Consider the following 26,063-nt stretch of genomic DNA (forward strand, 5'->3'; position numbering starts at 1 on the left):
GCTGGGGCTGGGGCTGGGGGCAGGGGCAGCCGCTCGGGCGAGAAGGGAGACGGGGCGGCGGGGGGAGGAGGACGGATGGGCGTCAGGCCCGTTCCGCCACCGCGCCCGGGTCGTCCAGCACGGCCCGGATCACGGAGTGCGCCGCGCCGAGCAGTGGTCCCTGCGGACCCAGTTCCGACACCGAGACCGGGCACGCCGGGCCTGCCGTGCGCCGGGCCAGTTCGTCGCGCAGCGACGGCAGCAGCCAGGGCGCGAGCCCGGCCAGGGCGCCGCCCAGCACCACTCCTTCGGGGTCCAGCAGGTTGACCGCGCCGGTCAGGGCGATGCCGAGCGCCGTTCCCGCGTCACGCAGGGCGCGCCGTACGTCCTCGTCGCCCTCAGCGGCGCGTCCGGCGAGCAGTCCGACGCGGTCCTCCCCGGGGGCCACGCCCGCCGCGCGCAGCACGGCCTTCTCGCCCGCGTACTGCTCCAGGCACCCTCGCCCGCCGCAGGCGCACTCTGGGCCGTCCGGGCGTACCGGCACATGGCCGAGCTCACCGGCGAAACCGCGGGTACCGCGCAGCAGCCGGCCGTCGAAGACCACAGCCGCGCCGATGCCGATCTCGGCCGAGACGTGCAGGAAGTCCCGCGGAGTGCCGTCACCGAGCCAGAGTTCGGCGAGCGCGCCGAAGTTGGCCTCGTTGTCCACGGTCGGCGGCAGGTCCGCGGGCAGCAGCGCGCCCAGGTCCGCGTCGTGCCAGTCCAGGTTGGGGGCCCGTACGACGGTCCGGCCGTCCCGCGCCACGAGACCCGGCACCGCCACCGCGAGCCCGGCCGGCCACAGCCCCTCGGCCTCTGCCTCCGCGACGACCTGCCCCACGAGGCCTGTGAGCTGATCGAGTACCTTCTCGGGCGAACGGCCCCGATTGCTCCCGTACCGCACGGCACGCGCGCGTACCCGCCCCCGCAGGTCGACCGCGCAGACCGCGAGGTGGTCGACACCCACCTCCGCCCCGATACCGGCCGGGCCCTGTCCGCTGACGGCGAGCGCGGACCCGGGCCTGCCCACGCGACCCGGACGCTCGGGACCCAGCTCCTCCAGCAGGCCCGAGCGGATGAGCTCGTCCACGAGAGTGGAGACGGCCGCCCGCGTCAACCCGATGCGTGAGGCGACGGCGGCCCTGGACAGCGGGCCCTCGGCGCTGACGGTGTGCATCACGCGCGCGAGATTGCGGCGTCGCATCCCTTGCTGCGTGTCCGGCAACGCGCGCCCGGGGCGGGCCGGATGGGCTTCGTGCGGCGGTGCGGTCATGCCTCCGTCAGTCCTTGGTCTGTCGTCGCTCGTCCGGCCCCCGGTCGGGGACCCGGGTCGTACGGCCCGGCCCGCGGCCGGGAGCCACGGTGACGCTCGGTCCAGTCCCAGGCCAGGGACGCGGTGTCGCGCGGCCCGGTCCCCGGCCGGACACGGTCAGGCCCGGTCCGCATGCGGGCGACCCTGCCCGGGACGCCCAGGACGCCCCGGACGTGCCGGCCGGGGAGCGCCCCCGACCGCCATGCCCCGGTTTCGCGGGACCAGGCCCGCGACGCCCGACGCGGAAACCGGTCGCGTACCGTCCGTCGGCGGCCGCAGCCGTGACGAGCGTGCCCTCAGCGGGAGGACGCGTCCCGTTCCAGCAGCGGTGCCGCGTCGGAGAGTACCCCGGTGATCCTCTCCAGCGTCGCCCCGTCCCGTTCCACGGCGTCGAGCACCGGACCGGCCGCCGTGTTCCAGCGCCGGGCGACCGCGGCCGCGTCCTCGCCCGTGAGCAGGCCGGCCGCCTGTGCCGCGGCACCGAGCGCGACCAGTTCCCTGGCCTCCGGGATCTGGACCGGGCGTCCGGACAGCCGTCGTACGGTCTGCTGCCAGGCCGCTCCCCGGGCACCGCCACCGATCAGCAGCAGCGGCGCGGAAGGGTCCGCGTCGGCGTCGAGGACCAGGTCGAGCGCGCCGAGCAGCGAATGGACGGCGCCGTCGTAGGCGGCCTGGAGCAGCTGGCCCGCGGTCGTGTCGTGGCGCAGCCCGTGCAGGAGCCCGGAGGAGTGCGGGAGGTTCGGTGTGCGCTCGCCGTCCAGGAAGGGCAGGAGCGTCACACCGGAGCCCGGCTCGACCCCTTCCCGGTCCAGGTTCAGCAGGGCCGCGACACGGTCGACGGCGAGCGTGCAGTTGAGGGTGCAGGCCAGCGGCAGCCAGTCGCCGCGCGCGTCGGCGAAGCCCGCCACGGTGCCGGTCGGGTCGGCGGGCCGGCGCTGCGACACGGCGTACACCGTGCCTGAGGTGCCCAGGCTCATCACGGGCACGCCGGGACGCAGGCCGAGGCCCAGCGCGGCAGCGGCGTTGTCGCCGGTGCCGGCGGCGACCAGGGTGCCCTTGGCGAACGGCAGGCCGTGGCCGTCGCGCACGGTGCCCGCCACCTCGCCGGGCCGCACCACCCGGGGCAGCAACGCCGGATCGAGCCCCACGCGCGCGAGGATTCCCTCGTCGTACTCCTCCGTGCCCGACGCCCACCAGCCGGTGCCGGACACGTCACCGCGGTCGGTGGTGCCCTCGCCGGTGAGGCGCTCGGTGAGGTAGTCGTGGGGGAGCCGTACCGCTTTCACCGCGTGGGCCGCGTCCGGCTCGTGCTCGGTCAGCCACGCCCACTTGGTGACCGTGAAGGAAGCGCTGGGGACACTTCCCGTGCGTTCCGCCCACGCCTTGGCGCCGCCCAGCTCGTCGATCAGACGGCGGGCCTGCGGGGCCGAGCGCACGTCGTTCCACAGCAGGGCGGGGCGCACCGGCTCACCCTGCGCGTCCAGCGTGACCAGTCCGTGCTGCTGCCCGCCGACGGACACGGCGGCAGCCTCACGGGCGGCGTCGCCGCACTGGGCCAGCGCCTCGCCCAGCGCGTCCCACCACTGGCGGGGATCGCTCTCACGGCCGGCCCCGGACGACACGGTGTGCGGTGCCTGGCCGCTCGCGACGACCCGGCCGGTGGCCGCGTCCACGACCAGTGCCTTGGTGGACTGGGTGGACGTGTCCACACCGACGACGAGCGGACCCTCGGCTGCTGACATCGGGCTTCTCTCCCTCTTCGGCGGGTCCTGTGACCCGGACTCACTCCTTCGGGGACACCTTGTCCCTTCCCAGGACCGTGTGTGCATACTAATTTGTAAAGCGCCATGACGAAATAGTCGGCAGCGATTGATCGGCAGCGAGTGAGGAGCCGCGGAATGAACTACCAGCCCACTCCCGAGGACAGGTTCACTTTCGGTTTGTGGACGGTCGGCTGGCAGGGCCGTGACCCGTTCGGTGATGCCACCCGGCAGGCCCTGGACCCGGCGGAGTCGGTGCGGCGTCTGTCGGAGCTGGGCGCCTACGGCGTCACGTTCCACGACGACGACCTGATCCCGTTCGGGTCGAGCGACGCCGAGCGCGAGGGACACATCAAGCGCTTCCGGCAGGCGCTGGACGCGACCGGCATGAAGGTGCCGATGGCGACGACGAACCTGTTCACGCATCCGGTGTTCAAGGACGGCGCCTTCACGGCGAACGACCGGGACGTGCGCCGCTACGCGCTGCGCAAGACGATCCGCAACATCGACCTGGCGGTCGAGCTGGGCGCGAGCGTCTACGTCGCCTGGGGCGGCCGCGAAGGTGCGGAGTCCGGCGCGGCCAAGGACGTGCGGGACGCCCTGGACCGCATGAAGGAGGCCTTCGACCTGCTGGGCGAGTACGTCACCGAGCAGGGCTACGACCTGAAGTTCGCGATCGAGCCGAAGCCGAACGAGCCGCGCGGCGACATCCTGCTCCCGACCGTCGGTCACGCCCTCGCGTTCATCGAGCGCCTCGAGCGGCCGGAGCTCTACGGCGTGAACCCGGAGGTCGGCCACGAGCAGATGGCCGGTCTGAACTTCCCCCACGGCATCGCCCAGGCGCTGTGGGCGGGCAAGCTCTTCCACATCGACCTCAACGGCCAGTCCGGCATCAAGTACGACCAGGACCTGCGGTTCGGCGCGGGCGACCTGCGGGCCGCTTTCTGGCTCGTCGATCTGCTGGAGCGGGCCGGGTACGCCGGGCCGCGGCACTTCGACTTCAAGCCGCCGCGGACCGAGGACTTCGACGGCGTCTGGGCGTCGGCGGCCGGCTGCATGCGCAACTACCTGATCCTCAAGGACCGGGCGGCCGCCTTCCGCGCCGACCCCCAGGTGCAGGAGGCGCTGGCCGCGGCCCGGCTGGACGAGCTGGCCCGTCCGACCGCCGAGGACGGTCTCGCGGCTCTGCTGGCCGACCGGAGCGCCTACGACACCTTCGACGTGGACGCGGCCGCGGCGCGGGGTATGGCCTTCGAGCACCTCGACCAGCTCGCCATGGACCACCTGCTCGGCGCCCGCTGATCACTTCGGTCCCCGTGCGAACACTCCGGCCCCGCCCTTCCCGGGCGGGGCCGGAGCCCGTAGGAGACTTCCTTCCGTGCTCGTGTCAGGTGTCGTCACCGGGCGCGTGCGCCGCCGAGGCCAGGGCCGTCGCGGGGTCCTGGCTCGCGCCGCCGGCGGGGACCCACCGGCCGTGCTCCCGGCGGTACGGCCACCAGCGCCCGTCGCGGTCCAGGCGCAGCTGGTGCGGCGCGTCGGCGACGGTCCACCGGTTGGCCCGCGCCCGCAACGAGGGGTGCTCGCCCTCCTCCCAGGCCGACTCCAGAACCGCACGCGCGCGTGCCAGCGTGTCGCCCTTAACCGCCCACTCCTCATCGAGCACGGACAGAGCGGCCGCACCCCCCAGCCGCCACGCGCGCACGGCCACGGCCAGAGCCTCCCGGGTCCGCCCCGACCCCGCGCAGAGACGGTCCAGCACCTCCGGTGCGGGATCTTCCCCCGCGGCCAGGCGCACCGCGTCCTGCGCCACGGTCGGCTCACAAGCCACGGCGTGCCGGTCGTGCCCGTCGCGCAGCGCCTCGGCGAGCAGGCGGTGGGCCTCCGTCGCCGTCCGGGACGCCAGCAGGGCCAGCCCCGACGGGTCGACGCCGGGCGGGGGCGCCGCCTCGGTGTCCAGCGACGGCGGTGCCCCCGGCCCCTCCCGGAGCCCGGGCGGCGCGGGCAACGGGGGCAGCAGCTGCCCCGCCGCGTACGCCTCGGCGGCGTCCACCCCTTCCGTCCCGGGTGCGACCGTCTCCGCGGGCCGGGCGACGTGCGCCTGGAGGGCGTCGAGTACGGCGCTCTCCGCACGCCCCCGCATCAGCAGCAGGACGAAGGGGTCCTCGTCCAGCAGCCTGGCGACCTGGTAGCAGAGCGCCGCCGTGTGCCCGCAGTGGTCCCAGGCGCCGCAGTCGCACTCCGGTTCCAGGTCGCCCATGCCCGGCAGCAGGTCGATGCCGGCCGCCGCGGCGTCCTCCACGAGGTGCGGCGGCATGTCACGGTCGAGCAGCGCCGCCACGTGCCCCGACCGCTCGATCGCCATGTCGACAAAGTGATCCCATTGGGTGTCGGAGAGCTGCCCCCACAGGACGTCGGCCCGATGCGCCGTGCGGTCCCGGTCCTGAACGATCGCGGTGATGCGCCCCGGCCGTACCGACACCGCACCGACCGCTCCCGCGCGCGCGAGCCGCCGCCCCGTCTTCACCTGCGCCGCGTCCATGGCCGCGTCCTCCAGCGCCTTCAGCCAGGCGCGACCCCACCAGGTCTGGGCGAAGCCCCGTCCCTGCGCGGGCGGCAGGGCGACGAACGTCCGTTCCACGTCGTTGTCGTACCGAGTCATCGCGTACCCCCTCGCAGCTCGACCAGGTCGGCCAGTTCCGCGTCCGTCAGTTCCGTGAGTGCCGCCTCGCCCGTGCCCAGGACGGCGTCGGCGAGTTCCCTCTTGCGGTTCAGCAGGGCGGCGATGCGGTCCTCGATGGTCCCTTCGGCGATCATCCGGTGCACCTGCACCGGGCGCGTCTGGCCGATGCGGTAGGCGCGGTCGGTGGCCTGTGCCTCGACGGCGGGGTTCCACCAGCGGTCGTAGTGCACGACGTGTTCCGCGCGCGTGAGGTTCAGGCCGGTTCCCGCCGCCTTCAGCGACAGCAGGAAGACCGGCACCTCACCGTCCTGGAACCGCCGCACCAGCGACTCCCGTGCCGTCACGGACGTGCCGCCGTGCAGGAACAGCGACGACACGCCGCGTGCGGCCAGATGCCGTTCCAGGAGCCGCGCCATCTGCACGTACTGCGTGAAGACCAGCACGCTCGCCCCTTCGGCGAGGATGGTGTCGAGCAGTTCGTCCAGGAGTTCCAGCTTCCCGGAGCGGCCGGTGATCCTCGGTCGGTCCTCCTTGAGGTACTGCGCCGGATGGTTGCAGATCTGCTTGAGGCCCGTCAGCAGCTTCACGATCATGCCGCGTCGCGCCATGCTGTCGGCCGCCGCGATCTCCGCGAGTGCCTCGCGCACCACGGCTTCGTACAGGCCCGTCTGTTCCGGGGTCAGCGACACGGGATGGTCCGTCTCGGTCTTCGGCGGCAGCTCCGGTGCGATGCCCGGGTCCGATTTGCGGCGTCGCAACAGGAACGGGCTCACGAGCCGGGCCAGTCGCTCCGCCGCCGCCGGGTCCTGTCCGCCCTCGACGGCCTGGGCGTGATGCCGGCGGAAGGTACCGAGAGTCCCGAGCAGTCCCGGGGTGGCCCAGTCGAGGACGGCCCACAGCTCCGAGAGGTTGTTCTCCACAGGTGTGCCGGTGAGCGCCACGCGCGCGCGTGCGCCGATGGAACGCAACTGCCGGGCGGTCTCGGAGTAAGGGTTCTTCACGTGCTGTGCCTCGTCCGCCACGACCATGCCCCACGAGACGGCCGAAAGCCGGTCGCTGTCCAGGCGCATGGTGCCGTAGGTGGTCAGCACGAACTCGCCGTCCGCCAGGCCGTCGAGGTCGCGGCGGGTGCCGTGGAAGCGACGCACCGGCGTGCCGGGCGCGAACCGCTCGATCTCCCGTTGCCAGTTGCCCATGAGGGAGGTCGGGCAGACCACCAGAGTGGGGCCCGCGGCGTCGGCGTCCGTCTGCCGGTGCAGATGCAGGGCGATGAGGGTGATGGTCTTCCCGAGCCCCATGTCGTCGGCCAGACAGCAGCCCAGTCCCAACGACGTCATGCGGACCAGCCAGTTGAGGCCCCGTCGCTGGTAGTCGCGCAGCGTGGCACGGAGGGCGGCGGGCTGCTCCACGCTCGCCTGCGCCTCGGGGTCGGCGAGGCGCTCCCGCAGGGTCGCCAGCCACCCCGTGGGGCGCACCTCCACACGGCGTCCGCCGACCTCCGTGGAACCCGTCAGAGCCACGGCGAGCGCGTCGACCGGCGTGACCTTGTGGTCCTGCCGGGCACGGGCACGGTGAGCCTCCTCGGGGTCGACGAGCACCCACCGGTCGCGAAGCCGCACGAGGGGGCGGTCGGCCTCGGCCAGCAGATCCAGCTCCTCGCGTGTGAGGCCCTCACCGCCGACGGCGAACGTCCAGTTGAAGGCGAGCAGGGCGTCGGCGGACAAGAACGACGGGCCGGCCTCGGACAGGTCCGCGCGGGTGCCCGGCGTGTCGTCCGGCGGTCCGACCTCGGCGCGCTCCGTCAGCTCGCGCGCCAGCTCCCTCGGCCAGTGCACGTCGACTCCCGCGCCGGCGAGCGCGGAGGAGCCCGCCCCGAGAAGCTCGGTCACCTCTTCGTCGGTGAGGTCGACGACGTCCGGTACGGCCGCCGACAGCAGAGGCCCGAGGGAGGGCCAGGCCCGTGCCGCCCGGCGCAGGGCGAGCAGGGCGTCCATCCGCGCGCGCGTGCCGAACGCGTCGCCCACGGTGCCGGCCCACACCTCGGTGAGGTCCGCGACCCGGGCCGGATCGCGGACACTGTGCACCTGGGGCACCGCGCGGAAGGTCGGCCGGGCGTCCCGGGGAGCCTTGGCCGACAGTCCCCGCACCTCGATACGCAGGGACAGCCGCACACCCGTGTCGTGCCCCGCGGCGACGTCCGCGGCCCACTCGCGCAGTTCGGGTGAGCGCCGTGGCTCCCGTGAGGCGTAGGCGGGTCCCGCTGTCAGGAGTTCGGCGGCGGGGGAGCGGGGCAGCGTGTCCGCGACGGCGTCCAGGAAGGACCGCACCAGGCTCTCGGGGTCGGGCAGCCTCGGGGGAACGGCACCGTGGACCGGGACCGCCCCGGCCTCCGGTGGCATGGCGGCGGCGAGATGGCGGATCCGCTCCGTCTCCTCCGCGCCCAGCGGACCCACCCGCCACGCGTCGTGCCCGCCCACGGACAGTCCGGGCAACAACAGCCCGCGCGCCACGAGGTGCAGGGCCTCGACGGCGACCGCACCCCAGAAGGCCGACGCCCGGTGGCCGTGCGCGCCGGCACGCGCGCGTGTGAGCACCGGCAGGGCGGCCCGCACCGGCAGCAGCACGGCCGGCACGCTCACCGCCTCCACACCCTCGCCGTCCGGCAGTACGACGGTCAGGCAAGGGTGTTCCGGACCTCCGGCGGGGACGGTGCCGGGCGTTTCGCCGTCGGGCCGCCAGAACGCGACGGTGCCGGTGCGACCTGGGTCGCCGGGCAGAAAAACAGCGCAGCAGTCGGCGAGTGCGGAGATCTCTGAGGAGGTGAGAGAAGCGTTCTGCGCAGCGATGATGGATTCCTCAAATTTGACTAGTTGGGATGCGGCGGCCGATGATACCCCACCGCTGTTAGTCTGAGGTGCGATCCGGATGTGGCATGGGTCACTGTTCAGAGGGGGGAGGTGGTACCTCGACGCCTCCCGTCGCCGGGCCAGTTCATCCGGACTTCGGCGGGGCCTTCAGGTCACGTAGGGGTCGGTTCTCAGGGTGTTCTCAGGGTCACGGTACGGAACTGCCGGGAGCGCGGGCCCGTTTTCGATACAGAGAGCGGCAGTGGCCGCGAAGGAGGCGACACCATGTCGAACAACGCCAAGGTCGCAGCGGGCGGTGTGGCGGCCGGACTCGTCCTGCTGATCTGGCTGCCCTGGTGGGCCGCCCTGCTGATCGTGCTGGGAGTCCCGGCCGCCGCCTACCTCGCGCTCGATCCCTCGCAGCGGCGCAGGCTGCGGCGCGTCTCGCGCAAGGAGATAGGCCGTTGAGGCGCTGACGCCGCGACGACCCGCGGTTCCCTCTGCTTCCGGAGGGGGTGCCTTCCGTGTGCCTGGTCAGCTCGGACGCACGGCCATCTTGTCGAGCGCTTCGAGGAGACCCGGCAGGGACGGTCCCCGTCCCACCGGGAGGACCTCGCCGGGCTCGTCGTCGAGCAGGACGAAGGCGATGTCGTCGGTCCTGGCGACGAGCGACCAGCCGGGACCGTCCGCACGCAGCGTCCGCGCGTCTCCCGGGGCGAACGACGAGCGGACCCGGCCGAGCGGCGGCGGCGTGTCGACGTAGGCGCGGGCCTCCGCCAGCACCCGCCGGACGCCGTTGTGGCCGCTGGATTCCGCGCCGGCCCGATCGCCCGTGGCGTCGGCCCCGTCCGTGCCGTCGGCCGGTGCGTCCGCGCCGCCGCCCGCTCCGGCCTGCCCGTCCTCGCCAGCGGCACCGCCCGCGGAACCGGCACCGCCGTCCGGCGCCGGGAACTCGGCGTCGTCGATCTGCTCCCGCCACTGGGCCCACTGCAGGGCGATCTCGTCCGCCCCCAGACGGCGCTGCGCCGGCCCCCAGACGGTGGTGTCCGGCGGGCGCAGCGCGGGCTGATCGGCGGACTCGGGACCCGGATCGTGCGGCAGGGGCACGCCCGGCGCCGCCACCGCGACCGCGAGCGGCCAGCCCGGCAGCGCGGTGACGACCGTGCGCTCGTCCGGCGACAGGTCGTACTCCATGCCGCAGTCCCACGACGCCACGGCGACGGCGACCAGCGAGACGTCGTCGACGACGACGGTCCACCGGGCGCCGTCACCGTCCTGGCCGAGCACCAGGCCGTAGCCGTCGGCCAGCGGTGGCAGCCCGAGCGCGGCGCACGCCTCCGGATAGTCGTCGCCCAGCACACTCGGGAACTTCGCCGGCGTCAGCAGCACCGCCGTGAGCACATAGAGCGCATCGTCCGCGGCGGCGACGGCGTCCTCGTCCGTCCCTGCCATCCCAGCCTCCCCATCGGTTCGTCCAATGGCGGGCACCCTAGTGCGCCCGGGAAGCCCTTGTCACGACGTCCAGACGCACGCGAGCTGCAGTTTTCCGGCTGGACGGGGGCGAATCGACCACCGGCCACCGGCCTGCCACGCTCAGTTCGCGGGCAGGCCGAGAAGCGCGCGAGCCACCGTCTCCGGAGACTCGTCCCGTTCCCGCGCGAGCGCGATCACGGCCCGGCACGCCAGTTCGTTCACCCCGAACGAGAGGGCCTCCGGCGAGACACGGCCCGCCGCCTCGTCGATCCGGTCCTGGTCGTCGTCCACGCACGCCGCGATGTAGGCGGCAGCGGCCTCGAACAGGTTGTGCGACCGTGCCCCGCCGCCCGCCTTCCCGTCCTGCCCCGCTTCCGTACGCCGAGCGGTGCGAGATCTGTCCCAGGCCTCAAGGATTCTGCTGAACAAGCGGACCACCCAATCCCTTGTCATCACTCGGCTTGACGGTGCGTCTTCCGCTGTCCAACGTAGAGTTGAGGCCCCGACGGCAGAAGGGGGCGGCGATGACGCGGCGCTTCGCGCTACTGGCACGGATCAGGAGCATGGACCCGCACGCGGACGCCTCGGAGATCTACCGGCTGTCCTCGGCCTACGAGTTCCCCTGGGATTTCGCCCGCGCTTTGGAACTGGCGCTCTACCGCACCTACGCCGTGCCGAGCATCGGCCGACTGCTCGCCGAGACGGCGGAGTTCACCGAGCGGCCGCAGAAGCGGTACGACGACACGGCACTGTTGCTCGACGCCGTCGTCGAGCACGGCTTCGACAGCGAGCAGGGCCGCACGGCGATCCGGCGCATCAACCGGATGCACCGCAGCTACGACATCAGCAACGACGACATGCGGTACGTCCTGTGCACGTTCGTCGTCATCCCCAAACGCTGGATCGACGCCTACGGGTGGCGCAGGATGTCGCGCCACGAGGCCGTCGCCTCAGCCGTCCACTACCGCACGCTCGGACGGCACATGGGCATCAGAGACCTTCCCGGCACCTACGAGGAATTCGAAACCTGTCTCGACGCCTACGAGGAGGCGCACTTCGCCCGGGACGAGGGCGGACGCCGCGTCTCGGACGCCACCCTCGACCTCATGGCTTCCTGGTACCCCCGCCCCCTCGCACCGCTGCTGCGGACGGGGACTCTCGCCCTGCTCGACGATTCCCTCCTGCGGGCCTTCGGCTACGCCCCGCCGGGCCCCGTCACGCGGGCGGTCGTGCGCCGGGCCGTCAGACTGCGCGGGCGCGCGGTCCGTCTGCTGCCACCCAGGCGCGCTCCGCACCATGCCCGTCAGAACCGGGAGATCAAGGGCTACCCGAACGGCTACCGGCTGGCGGAGCTGGGCACCCGCCCGATCCCCGGCGTCCGGGGCTGTCCGGTCCGCGGTATCGACACGTCAGCCGTCGAGTGAGGCGATCGTCTCCCGCAGCCAGCTGAGTTCGGCCCGAGAGGTGGCCCGGGCGACGATCAGCACGCCACGTCGGAAGGGGTCCTCCAGTTCTTCGGCGCCCAGCGGCCGGTCACCGTCGTAGAAGAAGCTCGCGGGCTCCTCCAGGAAGGCCAGGCGGCGGCGCAGCACGGCGGCCTGGGCTGCGGCGTCGTCAAGGTGCCGGAGGAAGGCGAGCACGGTGAACCAGCGGTTCTCGTCGGTGATGTCGCGCTGGCCGGGCTCCGCGAGCCGTCGACGCAGCTCCCGCCGGCCCTCCTCGGTGAGGGTCAAAACGTGACGCGGCGCTGCCACGGACCCGGGCTGCGTGGTGCGCGCCAGGAGGCCCGCCTTCTCCAGACGCTTGATCGCGGGGTAGAGCGTGCTCTCGGCGACCGGACGGACGTGTCCTGTCAGCGCGGTGATGCGCTTGCGCAGCTCGTAGCCGTGCAGCGGGGCGTCGTAGAGGAAACCGAGGACGGCGAGCTCCAGCATGCCCGCATTATCCTCCACCGCCCTCCCGACTGATGCGCCGGTGTACATCGGTAGATGAATACATCGGTAGCGATGTATTGTCGGCGGGCAAGGACAACGAGACACGGCACGGAACCAGACGCGGCACAGGGGGACGGTATGAACGAGGTGCGCTTCGACGGCAGGGGAAGTGTGGTCCGCTGGACGGAGACGCCCGGGGAGGAGCCCGCGCGGGTGTACGTGCACGGGCTCGGCTCGGTCTCGTCCGTCTACCACGCCCACATCGCGGCCCGGGCCGAACTGGCGGGCCGTCGCAGCCTCTTCGTCGACCTGCCCGGCCACGGGATCAGCGACCGCCCCGAGGACTTCGGCTACACCCTCACCGACCACGCCGACGCGCTGGCCGCCGTGCTGGACGCGACCGGACTGACCGGCGTCGAACTGGTCGCGCACAGCATGGGGGGCGCCGTCGCCGTCCTCCTCGCCCACCGGCGGCCGCTCCTGGTCTCCCGCCTCGTCCTCACGGAGGCCAACCTCGACGCGCCCCCGCCGCCGACCGCCGGCAGCAGCATCATCGCCTCGTACGAGGAGGACGACTTCGTCGACGGCGGCCACGCGCGCGTGCTGGAGGAAGTCGGCCCCCCGTGGGCGGCGACGATGCGGCTCGCCGATCCCCGCGCCCTGCACCGCTCCGCCGTCGGACTCTGCCGAGGGTCGGATCCTGCCCCGCGCACCCTCCTCGAAGGACTCGCGATCGAGCGCGTGTACATCCAGGGCGAGCGCAGCGGTGAGGTGGAGGGCCGGGAGGCTCTGGAGACCGCGGGCGTGCGCGTGACCACGGTGCCGGGGGCCGGGCACAACGTCATGCTCGACCGCCCGGACGCGTTCGCGGCGCTGGTCGCAGGGCGGCGCTGACTCAGGACGCGCGGGTCGCCCGGACCAGAAACCGGGCGTCCTCGTCGACGTAGGCCGTCACCTCCCACCCCGAACCGGCCAGCAGCGGACGGAGATTGTGCTCGGCGCGCAGGTCGTCCGGTGTGAGGCGCCGCCCCTGCCGGGCCGCGAGGGCCGCCCGGCCGACCGGGTGGAACAGTGCCAGCACGCCGCCGGGGCGCACCACGCGGGCCAACTCCCGCAGGTCGGCTGCCGGATCGGGCAGGTGAGCGATGAGGCCCGCGGCGAACACCGCGTCGAGCGACCGCGAACGCAGTGGCAGCGCGGCCACGTCCGCCAGCACCAGACGCCCGTCACCGTCCCTTCCGGCCCGAACGGCGGCCTGAAGCATCGCGGGGGTCAGATCGGCCCCGACGACCAGTCCCGACGGTCCCACGGCGGCGCGCAACGGCGGCAGGGCGCGTCCGGTGCCGCATCCCGCGTCGAGCACGCGATCACCCTCACGGAGCCCCAGACCGGCGACCGCGGCCGCGTAGGCCGGACCGTCGTCGGGGAAGCGGCGGTCCCAGTCGGCGGCCCGGGAGCCGAAGAATTCCTGAACGTGCGTGTGGTCGTCGCTCATGCCTCGCATGATCCCCCAAGGGCACGGACGGCGTCGCGGCGCACACGTTCGAGCGTGACGCGATCGTTCCAGCGCTCCTCGGTGTCAGATAACAACACCTTTCGAAATGCGCCCCCGTGATGCGCCCGGTCCGGGACTAGCGTCCCGGGGCCATGGGACACCTGGACCACGCCGCCCTCGGCTGGCTGACCCCCGCGCTGTCGTACGCGATGGCCTGCATCGGCGCCGCCCTCGGACTGCGCTGCACCGTGCGCGCGCTGGCCGCCACCGGGCGCGTCCGCCGCAACTGGCTCCTGACCGCGGCCTCGGCGATCGGCACGGGCATCTGGACGATGCACTTCGTGGCCATGCTCGGCTTCCGCGTGGAAGGCACCGACATCCGGTACGACGTACCGCTCACCCTCGTGAGTCTGCTCGTCGCCGTGCTCGTCGTGTGCGTCGGCGTCTTCGCCGTCGGCTACGGCCGCCACCGTGTGCGAGCACTTCTGCTCGGCGGTCTCACCACGGGGATCGGCGTGGCGAGCATGCACTATCTCGGCATGGCGGCCATGCGGCTGCACGGCGAGGTGAGCTACGACCCGGTGCGCGTCGCGCTTTCCGTGCTCATCGCCGTCGCAGCCGCCACCGCGGCCCTGTGGGCGGCGCTGAACACCGAATCGCCTCTCGCGGTCGTCCTCGCCTCGCTGATCATGGGAGCCGCGGTGAGCAGCATGCACTACACCGGCATGTTCGCGGTGAGCGTGCGGGTCACGCCCTCGGGGGAGACGCTGCCCGGGGCCACCGCCAAGCAGTTCATCTTCCCCCTTGCCGTCGGCCTCGGGTCGTACCTCTTCCTGACATCGGCCTTCGTCGCGCTGTCGCCGACGGCCGGGGAGCGCGAGGCGTCCGCCTCGGCCCGGCAGCGCCCCGCAGGGAGCACCGCCCCGTGACGGCGGCCCCGGGCGGGAGGATCCCGCGACAACGCACTGACCCCGGCCCGAGTGAGGAGGCCATGCGCCCGACCCGTGGCAACCCCGCCCGCACGCCCGATTCAGGCGGCGCCACTCCGGCGCAGCCGTCCGCACGCGGTCGTCGCGCCCACGCCGGACCACCCGCCGACGAAGGCCCGGCAGAGCTTGCGGGAGAGGGCCCGGCAGATTCCGGGGACAGGGCGCACGGCGCATTCACCACGCGTGCGTGGCCCGGACGGGTGCGCCCCCGCACCGTGCGCGCCAGGATCGTCTGCCTCCTGATGGTGCCCGTCGTGTCCCTGCTGGCCCTGTGGGCGTACGCCACCGTCACCACCGCCCAGGACGTCTCACGGCTGCGGCAGGCCCAACGCGTGGACGCCCGTGTCCGCGCCCCGGTCGGCGCCGCCGTCGCCGCCCTGCAGGCCGAACGGTCCGCGGCCGTCCGCCACGCCACCGATCCCTCGTCGGTTCCCGCCGCCGACTACCGGGAACGGTCCGCGCGCACCGACCGCGCGGTGGCGAAGCTGCGGCTGGGCGACCGTCACACCGTCGCCGACAGCGAGGAACTGCCGGCCGCGGTGGCCCGGCGGCTGGAGGCGTTCGTCACCGGCGCGGAGAGGCTGGGCCCGCTGCGCACCGCCGTACTCGACCACCGCGCGGACTGGGAGGAGACCTACCGCCATTACACGACGGCCATCTCGGCGGCCTTCCCCGTGGGCGGCGCGCTGAGCGGAGTCCAGGGCGCCGAGCCGGGATCCGACGCGCGCGTGCTGGTCGAATTCGCCCGCGCGGGCGAGGCACTGGCCCAGGAAGACGCCCTGCTGGCCGGTGCCCGGCTCTCCGGCGGGCTCGCCGGTGAGCGGTTGCGCCTGTTCACCGGCGCCGTCGACACCCGCCGGGCGCTGACCGAGTCCGCCGTCGTGGACCTGCGCGGCGCCGAGCGCGCCGCCTGGCAGGAACTGGCGGGCGGCAGCGCGTACACGACGGTGGGAGCCGCGGAGGAGCGGTTGCTCGACGGCGCTGCGCGACGACCGGCGGTCGAGGCGACGGTGCCCCGGTCCACCTGGGACGACGCCCACGCGCGCGTACGGGACGGCATGCGGGCGATCGAGCAGGACGCCGGACGCTCGGCCGCCGACCGGGCCGACCCGTTCACCCGCGGTGTGCTCACCTCGGCAGGGGCCGCGGTCCTGTTCGGCCTCCTCGCCGTCGCCACGTCCCTGGTCATCTCCGTCCGCATCGGCCGTGACCTGGTGGTCGAGCTGGTGCGCCTGCGCAACAGCGCCCTGGAGATCGCCCGGCACAAACTCCCCGAGGCCATGCGCAGGCTGCGCGCCGGAGAGGAGATCGACATCCGGTCCGAGGCGCCGCCGCGGCCGTTCGCCGAGGACGAGGCCGGGCAGGTCGCCGAGGCGCTGGGCACCGTGCACCGGGCCGCCCTGCGCGCGGCGGTTGAACGCGCCGAACTCGCCGACGGCATCGCCGGGGTCTTCGTCAACCTCGCCCGCCGCAGCCAGATCCTCGTCCACCGCCAACTGAGCCTGCTGGACAGCATGGAACGCCGCTCCGACGATCCGAACGAACTCGGTGACCTCTTCCGCCTCGACCACCTCACCACCCGCATGCGGCGCCACGCCGAAAGCCTGATCATCCTCTCCGGCGCCGCACCCGGCCGGGCCTGGCGCATGCCGGTCTCCCTGACCGACGTGGTCCGTGCCGCCGTGTCCGAAGTGGAGGACTACGCGCGGGTGGAGGTGCGCCACCTTCCCGAGGCGCACGTCACCGGCGCGGCCGTCGCCGACGTCATCCACCTCCTGGCCGAGATCATCGAGAACGCCGCCCAGTTCTCACCACCCCACACGCGCGTGCGCGTCACCGGCGAACCCGTCGGCAACGGCTACGCGATCGAGGTGGAGGACCGCGGCCTCGGCATGGGCAAGGACACCCTCGCCGAGGCAAACCACCGCATCACACGGTCCGGGACGCTCGACCTGTTCGACAGCGACCGGCTCGGCCTGTTCGTCGTCAGCCGGCTGGCCGCCCGGCAGGACATCAGGGTGCACCTCAAGGCATCCCCCTACGGCGGCACCACCGCGGTCGTCCTGCTGCCCACCGGGCTCCTGCACGGCGAGACGACGGCGACCCGTTCCGCGGCGGCACACGAGGCGGCCGAGGCCGAAGAACAGCTGTTCACGCGCGTGACCGACGCCACCGGGCAGCAGGAGTCGGCTCCCGCACCGGTCGACCGGCCCGCGCTGACGTCCGCCGTACCGGCGGCGACGCCCGCCACCGCGTCTGCGCAGGGTCGGCCTCCGGGAGTGCCCGCGCTGCGACTGCACCGGCCGTCCGACGCTTCCGAGCCCCGCGACGCCACCAGCCGTCCCGGCGCCGACGACGACCCCGCGAAGAGCGACGACCGTCGAGCGCCGCGTCCGGCGGGGGAGTCCGGAGAGCTTCCCCGGCGGGTACGGCAGGCCAGCCTCGCCCCCCAGCTGCGCGAAGCCGGTCCCGTGGAACCGGTCCGGCCCGGCCGGCCGCGTGAGGACGAGGAACGCACCCCCGAAGCCGTACGGGACCGCATGACCGCCTACCGCGACGGGTGGTCGCGAGGCGGCGGCCGTCACCCCGGCCGAGCGGCCCCGCCGACCGGCAACAGCACCGAAGGAGACCCGGCATGATCCGCAATCCCGGCACGGGCGCCACCCGCCGGACCCGTGAACTCGACTGGCTGCTGGACGACCTCGTCGGGCTGGTGCACGAGGTACGGCACGCCGTGGTGCTGTCGAACGACGGCCTCGCCGTCGGCGCGTCGAACGGCCTCGGCCGCGAAGACGCCGAACACCTCGCCGCCGTCGCGTCGGGTTTCCACAGTCTGGCCAAGGGCGCGGGGCGGCACTTCGGCGCGGGCGGTGTGCGCCAGACCATGGTCGAGATGGACGACGGCTTCCTGTTCGTGGCCGCCGCCGGAGACGGCTCCTGCATCGCGGTCCTCACCGCCGTGACCGCCGACATCGGCCTCGTGGCCTACGAGATGGCACGGCTGGTCAGACGCGTCGGCGAACACCTGCGCACCGCACCGCGTGCTGCCGCGCGGCCGCCCTTCGGCGGATGACCGGAAGGGCCTCACGGATGACCGAGGACAGCGCGGGCGGCGGCCGGGAAGGGCCGGGCAGCCAGTGGTACGACCACGAGGCCGGGCCCCTCGTCCGCCCCTACGCGATGACCGGCGGCCGCACCCGGCCCGGCCCCGCCGGAGTGCGGTTCGATCTGATCGCCCTCGTCACGCGTGCCGTCGGCGCACCGGACGCCGGCGACGGCGCGCTGGGACCGGAACACCGGACACTGATCGACCTGTGCCGGACGGAAACCCAGTCGGTCGCCGAACTCGCCGCCGACGCCGACCTGCCCGTGGGCGTCGTCCGAGTGCTCCTCGGAGATCTGGTGGAGCTGGGGTCCGTCACCGTCAGCCGTCCCGTGCCGCCGGCGCAGTTGCCCGACGAACGGATCCTGCGCGAAGTGATCGACGGACTGCGCGCCCTTTAGAGAACCCGTGAAAACCGTGACCCGCACGCACGTGCACGACCACCCGCAGCGAGAGAAGTGATCGATGCCCTCCGAACGCTCCGAACGCTCCGAACGCTCCGAACGCTCCGAACGTTCCGACGCCCCCGACGACGACACGAGTGCGCTGGCGTTGAAGATCCTGGTCGCCGGAGGGTTCGGCGTGGGCAAGACCACTCTGGTGGGCGCGGTCAGCGAGATCCGACCGCTGCGCACGGAGGAACTGCTCAGCGAGGCCGGGCGGCTGGTGGACGACACCGACGGCATCGACCGCAAGGTCACCACGACCGTCGCCATGGACTTCGGCCGCATCACCATCAGGTCCGGCCTCTCCCTGTACCTCTTCGGCACTCCCGGACAGGACCGGTTCTGGTTCCTCTGGGACGAACTGGCGCAGGGCGCGCTAGGCGCCGTCGTCCTCGCGGACACCCGGCGCCTGGCGGACTGCTTTCCCGCGGTCGACTACTTCGAGCACCGGCACATCCCGTTCGTGGTGGCCGTGAACTGCTTCACGGGAGCACGCCGGCACGACACCGACAGCGTGCTGCGCGCCCTCGACCTCGATCCGGGGACGCCCGTGGTGCTGTGTGACGCCCGGGACCGGAACTCGGGGAAGGAGGTGCTCATCCGGCTCGTCGAGTACGCCGGGCGGATGCACACCGCCCGGCTCCTCGACTCCGTGCGATGACCGCGACCGCGGCCGGGGCAGGCGTGCCCCGGTCTCAGTCCGCCACCGACTTCTGGGCCAGCACCTTGTCCACGGTGACACGGACGAGGAGTTCACCCGGGACACCGTTGCGTGCCCCGAACTCCTCGGCGCGTTCCTCACCCATGTACCGGGCGCCGATGCGGGCGGCCCAGTGCCGCAGCTCGCCCGGGTCCTCCGAGATTCGCGCACGCCCCTGCAACACCACGAAGTCGAAGGGCGGCCGGTCGTCGTCCACACACAGCGCGATACGACCGTCACGGACCAGATTGCGCCCCTTCACGGTGTCCTTGCCGGTGTTGAACACCAGATCGTCCCCGTCAAGCAGGAACCAGACGGGCGCCACGTGCGGCCTGCCGTCGGCCCGAACGGTCGAGAGCTTCCCGGTGCGGGTGCCGTCAGAGACGAAGGCCCGCCATTCCTCATCGGTCATCTTCTGTGCCATGCCCCCATCCTCCTTGCCCGGAGCACGGGCGTGGGGAAGGCTGGCGGACGGGTCCCCCGGCCAGGGGGAGGCTACACGTACGGGGAGACACGGGGAGATCGGACCATGGTGCACAACCAGGGACTCGGCTGGCTGCTCGACGACCTGACCGCGCGCGTCGAGCACGTACGGCACGCGTTGGTCCTGTCCAACGACGGACTGGTGACCGGGGCGAGTACGGGCCTGCGACGTGAGGACGCCGAGCACCTCGCCGCCGTCTCGTCCGGGTTGCACAGCCTCGCCAAGGGCTCGGGCCGCCACTTCGGCGCCGGCCAGGTACGGCAGACGATGGTCGAGTTCGACGACGCCGTGCTGTTCGTCACCGCGGCGGGCTCGGGCAGCTGCCTGTGCGTGCTCAGCGGAGCGGAGGCCGACATCGGACAGATCGCGTACGAGATGACACTGCTGGTGAACCGGGTGGGCGAGCATCTCGACGTCGATGCGCGGCAGCCGGGACGAATAACGCCCACAGAGCTCTGAGCTGGGGATTCGTCGCTCCGTCGGGCGCCGCCGCAGAGTTGTCCACAGGGCTGGAACGGACAACGCGGACACGGCTACGGTTTTGGTGTCAGCGGGTGCGAACGGCACCTGCCACGCTCCACGGGGGAGACGAACCATGTCCGGCAACACCGTCACGCACAAGACCACCGCGGCCTGCGAGCGGGCCGGGACGACCCGGGACCCCTCACTCGCGCCGACGCGCGCGGCACGGGAACTGGGCCTCAGGCGGGATGAGTTCAACCTCGCCGTGCTCCTCGGCCGAATCCGTACGACGCCCGGCGAAGGAGGAGGGGGACGGCGCGTCCCCCGCGACGAGATCGACCGGATCCGGGCGGCGGACGGCTTTCCCGAGCGGCTCCGGGCCGAGGTCCGGACCGTCGGGACCACGGAGGGCGCGGCCCTCATGGAGGTGACCGGAGCGCGGCTCACTCGTCTGGCACGGCTGGGACTCCTGGTGCCCGTCAGGTTCCACGTGAACCGGTACCGCACCGTCGTCTGGCTGTATCTGGCCGAAGAGCTACGGCAGTTCAAGCACGACGAGCGCAACGCCGTGCTGCTGAAGGGCCGTGCGCCCGAAGGGCTGCGGGACCAACTGAGGGAAGGGCTGGACCTGCGTCCCCGCAACTGGCGGGGAAGGCAGCTGGGCTTCCTGCTCCGCCAGGCCGACGACCCGTGGGCCCGGGCCGCCGCCGTGGCCTCGCTGCTCGACGCCGACGACGTCTCGGACATCGTCGGCGACCCCCACGAGCGCCTCCATCTGCTCCGGCTGCGCCCCGCACCGGTGGCCCACGGCTCGCCGGCATCCCCGGCCGCACGGCTGGCCGAGGAGATCGCGACGGCCTCCGGCCCGGACGAGATCGCCTGGCTCCGCTCGGACCTCGCGGAGGCGGTGGCATCGGCCCGCCGGCAGAGCCCGGCCCCCCGGCCGCATACGATGCCGCCCGAGACGGAGCGGCCGACGCCGCGTGAAACGGCCCGCCCGGGACGGCTGAGCGGCCTGTTGGGCCGGCTCCGGCGCAGAGACTCGTGACCTACAGGGCCCGGAACAGCCCTTCCTGGACGACCGACACCAGCATGCGTCCTTCCGTGTCGTAGATCCGTCCGCGGGCCAGGCCGCGGCCACCGGTCGCGATCGGGGACTCCTGGTCGTACAGGAACCACTCGTCCGCCCGGAACGGCCGGTGGAACCACATGGCGTGGTCCAGCGACGCCATGTCGAAGCCCCGGGGCCCCCACAGCGGCTCCACCGGGATGCGCACGGCGTCCAGGAGCGTCATGTCGCTGGCGTAGGTCAGGGCGCAGGTGTGCACGAGCGGATCGTCGCCCAGCGGGCCGACCGCGCGCATCCACACCGCGCTGCGGGGTTCGGAACCCTCGACCTCGTCGGCGCTCCAGCGCAGCCGGTCGACGTAGCGGATGTCGAAGGGCTGGCGGCGGGCCATCCGCTCCAACTGCTCCGGCAGCGCGCCCAGGTGCTCGCGCACCTCTTCGGTGACCGTCGGCAGCGACTCCGGATCCGGGACCTTGCGGGCCGGCGGCAGCTGATGCTCGAAACTCCCCTGCTCAGGCTTGTGGAAGGAGGCGGTGAGCGTGAAGATCGTGCGGCCCTGCTGCACCGCGGTGACCCTGCGGGTGGTGAACGACCGCCCGTCCCGGTCCCGTTCGACCTGGTACACGATCGGCACGCCGGGGCGGCCGGGACGCAGGAAGTACGCGTGCAGGGAGTGGACCGGGCGGTCGCCGTCGGTGGTGCGGCCCGCGGCGACCAGCGCCTGGCCGGCCACCTGGCCGCCGAAGACACGTTGCAGTGACTCCTCGGGACTGCGGCCACGGAAGATGTTGACCTCGATCTGCTCCAGGTCGAGCAGGTCGACGAGGCTCTCGGCCGGATTCGTCATGGGTGAAGTTCTCCTGTGCTCACAGCTGGCCGACATCGGTGACACGGACGACCGCACGGCCCTCCGCGTCGGAGGCGGTGAGGTCCACCTCCGCACTGATGCCCCAGTCGTGGTCGTCGTTCGGGTCGTCGAAGATCTGCCGTACGCGCCACAGCCCGTTCTGCGGCTCCTCCTCGATGACCAGCAGCTTCGGCCCGCGGGCGTCGGGCCCGGTGCCGAGGTCGTCGTACTCGTCCCAGTACTTGTCCAGGGCCTCGCCCCACGCGTCGGCGTCCCACCCCGCGTCGGCGTCCATCTCACCCAGCTCACCGACCTGGTCGAGGGCGGCCAGTTCGACACGGCGGAACATGGCGTTGCGGACCAGGACCCGGAAGGCGCGCGCGTTGGCGGTGACCGGCCGTACCTGATCGGCCTTTTCCTGGGCCTCCTCGGCCGTCATCTCCTCCGGATTGGCGAGCTGCTCCCACTCGTCGAGGAGACTGGAGTCGACCTGGCGCACCATCTCGCCGAGCCACTCGATCAGGTCCTGCAGGTCCTCGGACTTCAGGTCGTCCGGGACGGTGTGGTCCAGGGCCTTGTAGGCGCTGGCCAGGTAGCGCAGCACGATGCCTTCGGTGCGGGCCAGTTCGTAATGGGAGACGAGTTCCGTGAAGGTCAGCGCCCGCTCGTACATGTCCCGGATGACCGACTTCGGGGACAGCGGGTGGTCGCCGACCCAGGGGTGGCTCCTGCGGTACGTGTCGTAGGCGTGGAAGAGCAGCTCCTCCAGGGGCTTCGGGTACGTGACGTCCTGGAGGCGCTCCATGCGCTCCTCGTACTCGACGCCGTCCGCCTTCATCGCGGCCACGGCCTCACCACGGGCCTTGTTCTGCTGGGCCGCGAGGATCTGCCGCGGATCGTCCAGCGTGGACTCCACGACCGACACCATGTCCAGCGCGTACGACGGCGACTCCGGATCCAGCAGTTCGAAGGCGGCCAGGGCGAACGTGGACAGCGGCTGGTTCAGCGCGAAGTCCTGCTGCAGGTCCACCGTGAGCCGCACGATGCGTCCTTCGGCGTCCGGCTGGTCGAGCTTCTCCACGATGCCGCCGTCCAGCAAGGAGCGGTAGATGGCGATCGCGCGCCGGATGTGCCGCAGTTGCTGCCTGCGCGGCTCGTGGTTGTCCTCCAGCAGGTGCCGCATCGCGGAGAAGGCGTCACCGGGACGGGCGATCACCGACAGCAGCATGGTGTGCGTGACCCTGAAGCGGGACGTCAGCGGCTCCGGCTCGGAGCCGATGAGCTTGTCGAACGTGCTCTCCGACCAGGCGACGAAGCCCTCGGGAGCCTTCTTCCGGACGACCTTGCGCCGCTTCTTCGGATCGTCGCCGGCCTTGGCGAGGGCCTTCTCGTTCTCGACGACGTGCTCGGGCGCCTGCGCGACCACGAACCCCTCCGTGTCGAACCCGGCGCGCCCGGCCCGGCCGGCGATCTGGTGGAACTCCCGCGCCCGCAGCGTCCGGACCCGGGTGCCGTCGTACTTGGTCAGCGCGGTGAACAGCACCGTCCGGATCGGTACGTTGACGCCCACTCCCAGCGTGTCCGTTCCGCAGATCACCTTCAGGAGACCGGCCTGCGCGAGCTTCTCCACCAGCCGCCGGTACTTGGGCAGCATGCCGGCGTGGTGCACCCCGATGCCGTGCCGCACGTAGCGGGAGAGATTGCGGCCGAACTTCGTGGTGAAACGGAAGTTGCCGATCAGGTCGGCGATCCGCTCCTTCTCCTCACGCGTGCACATGTTGATGCTCATCAGCGCCTGCGCCCGTTCCACGGCCTGCGCCTGGGTGAAGTGCACGATGTACACGGGCGCCTGCCGGGCCGCCAGCAGGTCGGTGAGGGTCTCGGTGAGCGGGGTGTAGCGGAACTCGTAGGACAGGGGCACCGGACGGGTGGCCGAGCGGACCACCGCGGTGGGGCGGCCGGTACGGCGCGCGAGGTCCTTCTCGAAGAAGGAGACGTCGCCGAGCGTCGCCGACATCAGCACGAACTGGGCCTGCGGCAGCTCCAGCAGGGGAATCTGCCAGGCCCAGCCGCGGTCGGACTCCGCGTAGAAGTGGAACTCGTCCATGACGACCTGGCCGATGTCCGCGTGCTTGCCGTCACGCAGGGCGATGGAGGCCAGCACCTCTGCCGTGCAGCAGATGACGGGGGCGTCGGAGTTCACGGAGGCGTCGCCGGTCAGCATGCCCACGTTCTCGGTGCCGAAGATCTTGCACAGCTCGAAGAACTTCTCCGACACCAGCGCCTTGATCGGAGCCGTGTAGAAGGTGACCTCGTCCCGGGCCAGCGCCGCGAAGTGCGCACCCGCCGCGATCATGCTCTTGCCGGAGCCGGTGGGCGTCGACACGATCACGTTCGCACCGGAGACCACCTCGATCAGCGCCTCCTCCTGATGGGGGTAGAGCGTGAGACCGCGTTCCCGGGCCCACGCCTCGAAGGCTTCGTACAGGGCATCGGGGTCGGCGGTCCGCGGCAGCTGATCGATGAGGGTCACGCCCCCATCTTGCCTGCCCCGGGGCGCAAGGGGGGAATCGGCTGTCGGCGGCAAGATCACGAACGCTACGCTGGGTCGCCGGTGCGACAACCACGGACCCGGACAACTGCACAGCGGCACACGAGGAATGGGGCGGGCAACGGCGATGATGGGACCAGCACACTCACTGTCGGGCGCCGCGGCGTGGCTCGGCGTCGGGGCGGCGACCGCCGCCGCCGGTCACCCGATGCCCTGGCCCGTGCTGCTCGCCGGAGCCCTGATCTGCGCCGGAGCGGCGCTGGCCCCCGACCTCGACCACAAGGCGGCCACCATTTCCCGGTCCTTCGGGCCGGTCTCACGGTGGCTGTGCGAGATCGTCGACAAGCTGTCCTACGCCGTCTACAAGGCCACGAAGAAGCGAGCCGACCCGCGGCGCTCCGGCGGGCACCGCACGCTGACGCACACCTGGCTGTGGGCGGTCATGATCGGTGCGGGCACGTCGGCCCTGGCCATCACAGGTGGCCGCTGGGCGGTGCTGGCGATCCTCTTCGTGCACATGGTGCTGGCCATCGAGGGCCTGCTCTGGCGGGCCGCCCGCGGCTCCAGCAGCGACGTGCTGGTCTGGCTGCTGGCCGGGACCAGCGCGTGGATCATCGCCGGCATCCTCGACAAGACGGACGGCGGAGCGGACTGGCTGTTCACCGCGCCTGGCCAGGAGTACCTGTGGCTGGGGCTGCCGATCGTGCTCGGGGCCCTGGTGCACGACATCGGGGACGCGCTGACCGTCTCGGGCTGCCCGATACTCTGGCCGATACCCGTGGGCCGCAAGCGCTGGTATCCCATCGGCCCGCCGAAGGTCATGCGGTTCCGGGCGGGCAGCTGGGTGGAGCTCAAGGTGCTGATGCCCGTGTTCATGCTGCTCGGGGGAGTGGGTGGCGCGGCGGCGCTCAACTTCATCTGAGCGACGCGGGCCCGGCCGGCTCAGCCGGCTTCCCCGGTCTCCTGTCCCTCGTCCGCACCGTAGCGCCGCTCGAAGCGGGCGACGCGCCCCTCCGAGTCCACCGTCCGCGCCTTGCCCGTGTAGAAGGGGTGGCTCTCCGAGGAGATCTCCACGTCCACCACCGGGTACGTCTCGCCGTCGTCCCAGGCGATGGTCTCGTCGCTGACCGCCGTGGACCGGGTCAGGAAAGCGTATCCGGCACTGCGGTCCCGGAAGACGACAGGCCGGTAGTCGGGGTGCTTGTCCTGCTGCATGGCTGCTCCTCGTGCGGGAGAAATCGTCGGGGCGACGGCACGGGTCCGCCGTCGCGGAGGGCCTCAGCCCGGCAGGGAGTCCTCGTCGACCACGTGCATCGCGGCCTCTTCGGCGGAGGCGGCCGCGCCGTCGATACCCACGTCCATGGCGACCAGGGCCGGCTCCTCGTCCTCGTGCGCCCCTTCGTCGGGTGCCACGAGCCGACCGGAACGGCCCGCGCCGACCTCGTTGTCCAGCAGTTCCCCGTCGGTCCCGGCGGAGTCGCCCAGCCCGTCGCCGTCGGGTGCGAGCTCGTCCGGACGCTCCTCGGAGAGCCGCTGGTCCAGCGTTTCGCCGCGCTGACGTTCGGCGGCCGTCACACCGGTGTGCTCCACCGCCCAGGGACGCTCGGGCGGGGACCAGCCCCGGTCGAGGGGATCGTCGACGCCGTCCTCCTCCAGGGTGTCCTCGCCGTCGAGCAGACCGGTGTCCTCCCGCTGCTCGGATCCGTCCGGCTGGTAGACGTCATCTCCCCATCCGTCGACGCTGTTCACGGATACCTCCAGGGAATGGGGACCGGCCCCTTCTCGCCGTGGACCGCGGCGGGCCGCCGCTGCACGGAGCACAGGCCTCACCCGTCACGGAACCACCCGGTTCCCGGGCCTGCCTCGAGCCGGTGCCTCCTTCCAGCCTTCCACT

General features: G+C 72.5%; 25 protein-coding genes. 12 read left to right on the plus strand and 13 right to left on the minus strand.

Annotated elements, in window-relative coordinates; all coding sequences use genetic code 11:
- Positions 1-82 precede the first annotated feature (82 nt).
- Both ACIBCJ_RS27210 and xylB read right to left on the minus strand, forming a co-directional pair.
- Positions 83-1,291 (minus strand): ROK family transcriptional regulator, encoded by a 1,209-nt coding sequence (locus ACIBCJ_RS27210; protein WP_362096438.1) that lies wholly within the window; start codon positions 1,289-1,291, stop codon positions 83-85.
- A gap of 335 nt (positions 1,292-1,626) precedes the next feature.
- Positions 1,627-3,072 (minus strand): xylulokinase, encoded by a 1,446-nt coding sequence (xylB, locus tag ACIBCJ_RS27215; protein ID WP_365979734.1) that lies wholly within the window; start codon positions 3,070-3,072, stop codon positions 1,627-1,629.
- Positions 3,073-3,228: 156 nt separating this feature from the next.
- Between xylB and xylA the strand changes: the two genes are divergently transcribed.
- Positions 3,229-4,392, plus strand: a complete 1,164-nt coding sequence (gene xylA, locus ACIBCJ_RS27220; protein WP_365979735.1) for a xylose isomerase — start codon at positions 3,229-3,231, stop codon at positions 4,390-4,392.
- An 85-nt stretch (positions 4,393-4,477) separates the two neighbouring features.
- On the opposite strand, the gene ACIBCJ_RS27225 is transcribed toward xylA, so the two are convergent.
- Both ACIBCJ_RS27225 and ACIBCJ_RS27230 read right to left on the minus strand, forming a co-directional pair.
- Positions 4,478-5,749 carry an SWF or SNF family helicase gene (locus ACIBCJ_RS27225; RefSeq protein ID WP_365979736.1) on the minus strand — a complete coding sequence of 424 codons (1,272 nt, stop codon included), beginning with the start codon at positions 5,747-5,749 and terminating at the stop codon, positions 4,478-4,480.
- The gene (locus ACIBCJ_RS27230) at positions 5,746-8,616 is read right to left on the minus strand and encodes a DEAD/DEAH box helicase (RefSeq protein ID WP_365979898.1); all 2,871 of its coding nucleotides are present in this window, start codon (positions 8,614-8,616) and stop codon (positions 5,746-5,748) included. The genes ACIBCJ_RS27225 and ACIBCJ_RS27230 overlap by 4 nt, the downstream gene beginning before the upstream one ends.
- 285 nt (positions 8,617-8,901) lie before the next feature.
- On the opposite strand from ACIBCJ_RS27230, the gene ACIBCJ_RS27235 reads away from it, so the two are divergent.
- Positions 8,902-9,084 carry a hypothetical protein gene (locus ACIBCJ_RS27235; protein ID WP_362096426.1) on the plus strand — a complete coding sequence of 61 codons (183 nt, stop codon included), beginning with the start codon at positions 8,902-8,904 and terminating at the stop codon, positions 9,082-9,084.
- Positions 9,085-9,150: 66 nt separating this feature from the next.
- On the opposite strand, the gene ACIBCJ_RS27240 is transcribed toward ACIBCJ_RS27235, so the two are convergent.
- Positions 9,151-10,068 carry a hypothetical protein gene (locus ACIBCJ_RS27240; RefSeq protein WP_365979737.1) on the minus strand — a complete coding sequence of 306 codons (918 nt, stop codon included), beginning with the start codon at positions 10,066-10,068 and terminating at the stop codon, positions 9,151-9,153.
- 141 nt (positions 10,069-10,209) lie between these two features.
- Positions 10,210-10,542, minus strand: a complete 333-nt coding sequence (locus ACIBCJ_RS27245) for a hypothetical protein (RefSeq protein WP_365979899.1) — start codon at positions 10,540-10,542, stop codon at positions 10,210-10,212.
- 71 nt (positions 10,543-10,613) lie between these two features.
- Here ACIBCJ_RS27245 and ACIBCJ_RS27250 point away from each other — a divergent pair, with 71 nt between their 5' ends.
- Positions 10,614-11,513 (plus strand): oxygenase MpaB family protein, encoded by a 900-nt coding sequence (locus ACIBCJ_RS27250; protein ID WP_362096420.1) that lies wholly within the window; start codon positions 10,614-10,616, stop codon positions 11,511-11,513.
- Here ACIBCJ_RS27250 and ACIBCJ_RS27255 read toward each other — a convergent pair.
- On the minus strand, positions 11,499-12,023 hold the full coding sequence (locus tag ACIBCJ_RS27255) for a PadR family transcriptional regulator (protein ID WP_365979738.1): 525 nt from the start codon (positions 12,021-12,023) through the stop codon (positions 11,499-11,501). The genes ACIBCJ_RS27250 and ACIBCJ_RS27255 overlap by 15 nt on opposite strands.
- Before the next feature lie 138 nt (positions 12,024-12,161).
- On the opposite strand from ACIBCJ_RS27255, the gene ACIBCJ_RS27260 reads away from it, so the two are divergent.
- Positions 12,162-12,917: an alpha/beta hydrolase gene (locus ACIBCJ_RS27260; protein WP_365979739.1), complete on the plus strand. Its 756-nt coding sequence runs from the start codon at positions 12,162-12,164 to the stop codon at positions 12,915-12,917.
- 1 nt (position 12,918) lies between these two features.
- Here ACIBCJ_RS27260 and ACIBCJ_RS27265 read toward each other — a convergent pair whose 3' ends face one another.
- Positions 12,919-13,518: a methyltransferase domain-containing protein gene (locus tag ACIBCJ_RS27265; protein ID WP_362503032.1), complete on the minus strand. Its 600-nt coding sequence runs from the start codon at positions 13,516-13,518 to the stop codon at positions 12,919-12,921.
- 152 nt (positions 13,519-13,670) lie between these two features.
- Between ACIBCJ_RS27265 and ACIBCJ_RS27270 the strand changes: the two genes are divergently transcribed.
- The 5 genes from ACIBCJ_RS27270 to ACIBCJ_RS27290 all read left to right on the plus strand — a co-directional run bounded on the left by ACIBCJ_RS27270 (position 13,671) and on the right by ACIBCJ_RS27290 (position 18,717).
- Positions 13,671-14,447 (plus strand): MHYT domain-containing protein, encoded by a 777-nt coding sequence (locus ACIBCJ_RS27270; RefSeq protein WP_365979740.1) that lies wholly within the window; start codon positions 13,671-13,673, stop codon positions 14,445-14,447.
- Positions 14,448-14,509: 62 nt separating this feature from the next.
- Positions 14,510-17,146 (plus strand): nitrate- and nitrite sensing domain-containing protein, encoded by a 2,637-nt coding sequence (locus ACIBCJ_RS27275; protein WP_365979741.1) that lies wholly within the window; start codon positions 14,510-14,512, stop codon positions 17,144-17,146.
- Complete coding sequence (locus tag ACIBCJ_RS27280; RefSeq protein WP_362096401.1) at positions 17,143-17,580, plus strand: roadblock/LC7 domain-containing protein; 438 nt, start codon at positions 17,143-17,145, stop codon at positions 17,578-17,580. Before ACIBCJ_RS27275 ends, ACIBCJ_RS27280 begins: the two co-directional genes overlap by 4 nt.
- 17 nt (positions 17,581-17,597) lie before the next feature.
- Positions 17,598-18,011, plus strand: a complete 414-nt coding sequence (locus ACIBCJ_RS27285) for a DUF742 domain-containing protein (RefSeq protein WP_362096398.1) — start codon at positions 17,598-17,600, stop codon at positions 18,009-18,011.
- Positions 18,012-18,075: 64 nt separating this feature from the next.
- On the plus strand, positions 18,076-18,717 hold the full coding sequence (locus ACIBCJ_RS27290; protein WP_365979742.1) for an ATP/GTP-binding protein: 642 nt from the start codon (positions 18,076-18,078) through the stop codon (positions 18,715-18,717).
- Positions 18,718-18,751: 34 nt separating this feature from the next.
- Here the strand turns inward: ACIBCJ_RS27290 and ACIBCJ_RS27295 are convergent, their stop codons facing one another.
- Positions 18,752-19,180 carry a PPOX class F420-dependent oxidoreductase gene (locus ACIBCJ_RS27295; protein ID WP_362096392.1) on the minus strand — a complete coding sequence of 143 codons (429 nt, stop codon included), beginning with the start codon at positions 19,178-19,180 and terminating at the stop codon, positions 18,752-18,754.
- A gap of 105 nt (positions 19,181-19,285) precedes the next feature.
- Here ACIBCJ_RS27295 and ACIBCJ_RS27300 point away from each other — a divergent pair, with 105 nt between their 5' ends.
- Both ACIBCJ_RS27300 and ACIBCJ_RS27305 read left to right on the plus strand, forming a co-directional pair.
- Positions 19,286-19,699, plus strand: a complete 414-nt coding sequence (locus ACIBCJ_RS27300; protein ID WP_133886840.1) for a roadblock/LC7 domain-containing protein — start codon at positions 19,286-19,288, stop codon at positions 19,697-19,699.
- Between the two features lie 136 nt (positions 19,700-19,835).
- Entirely contained in the window at positions 19,836-20,750 is a 915-nt protein-coding gene (locus ACIBCJ_RS27305; protein ID WP_365979743.1) for a DUF6397 family protein, read from the plus strand.
- A 1-nt stretch (position 20,751) separates the two neighbouring features.
- Here the strand turns inward: ACIBCJ_RS27305 and ACIBCJ_RS27310 are convergent, their stop codons facing one another.
- Both ACIBCJ_RS27310 and ACIBCJ_RS27315 read right to left on the minus strand, forming a co-directional pair.
- Positions 20,752-21,618 (minus strand): acyl-CoA thioesterase II, encoded by an 867-nt coding sequence (locus tag ACIBCJ_RS27310; protein WP_362096385.1) that lies wholly within the window; start codon positions 21,616-21,618, stop codon positions 20,752-20,754.
- A 19-nt stretch (positions 21,619-21,637) separates the two neighbouring features.
- Positions 21,638-24,151 carry a DUF3516 domain-containing protein gene (locus ACIBCJ_RS27315; protein ID WP_362096382.1) on the minus strand — a complete coding sequence of 838 codons (2,514 nt, stop codon included), beginning with the start codon at positions 24,149-24,151 and terminating at the stop codon, positions 21,638-21,640.
- A 145-nt stretch (positions 24,152-24,296) separates the two neighbouring features.
- On the opposite strand from ACIBCJ_RS27315, the gene ACIBCJ_RS27320 reads away from it, so the two are divergent.
- The gene (locus ACIBCJ_RS27320; RefSeq protein ID WP_362096379.1) at positions 24,297-25,091 is read left to right on the plus strand and encodes a metal-dependent hydrolase; all 795 of its coding nucleotides are present in this window, start codon (positions 24,297-24,299) and stop codon (positions 25,089-25,091) included.
- A 20-nt stretch (positions 25,092-25,111) separates the two neighbouring features.
- On the opposite strand, the gene ACIBCJ_RS27325 is transcribed toward ACIBCJ_RS27320, so the two are convergent.
- Both ACIBCJ_RS27325 and ACIBCJ_RS27330 read right to left on the minus strand, forming a co-directional pair.
- Complete coding sequence (locus tag ACIBCJ_RS27325) at positions 25,112-25,384, minus strand: type B 50S ribosomal protein L31 (RefSeq protein WP_362096376.1); 273 nt, start codon at positions 25,382-25,384, stop codon at positions 25,112-25,114.
- A gap of 63 nt (positions 25,385-25,447) precedes the next feature.
- Positions 25,448-25,918 carry a DUF5709 domain-containing protein gene (locus ACIBCJ_RS27330; protein ID WP_365979744.1) on the minus strand — a complete coding sequence of 157 codons (471 nt, stop codon included), beginning with the start codon at positions 25,916-25,918 and terminating at the stop codon, positions 25,448-25,450.
- Positions 25,919-26,063 lie beyond the last annotated feature (145 nt).

The organism is Streptomyces sp. NPDC051136 (assembly GCF_044455745.1).
In the GTDB taxonomy this organism is placed as follows: Bacteria; Actinomycetota; Actinomycetes; order Streptomycetales; family Streptomycetaceae; genus Streptomyces.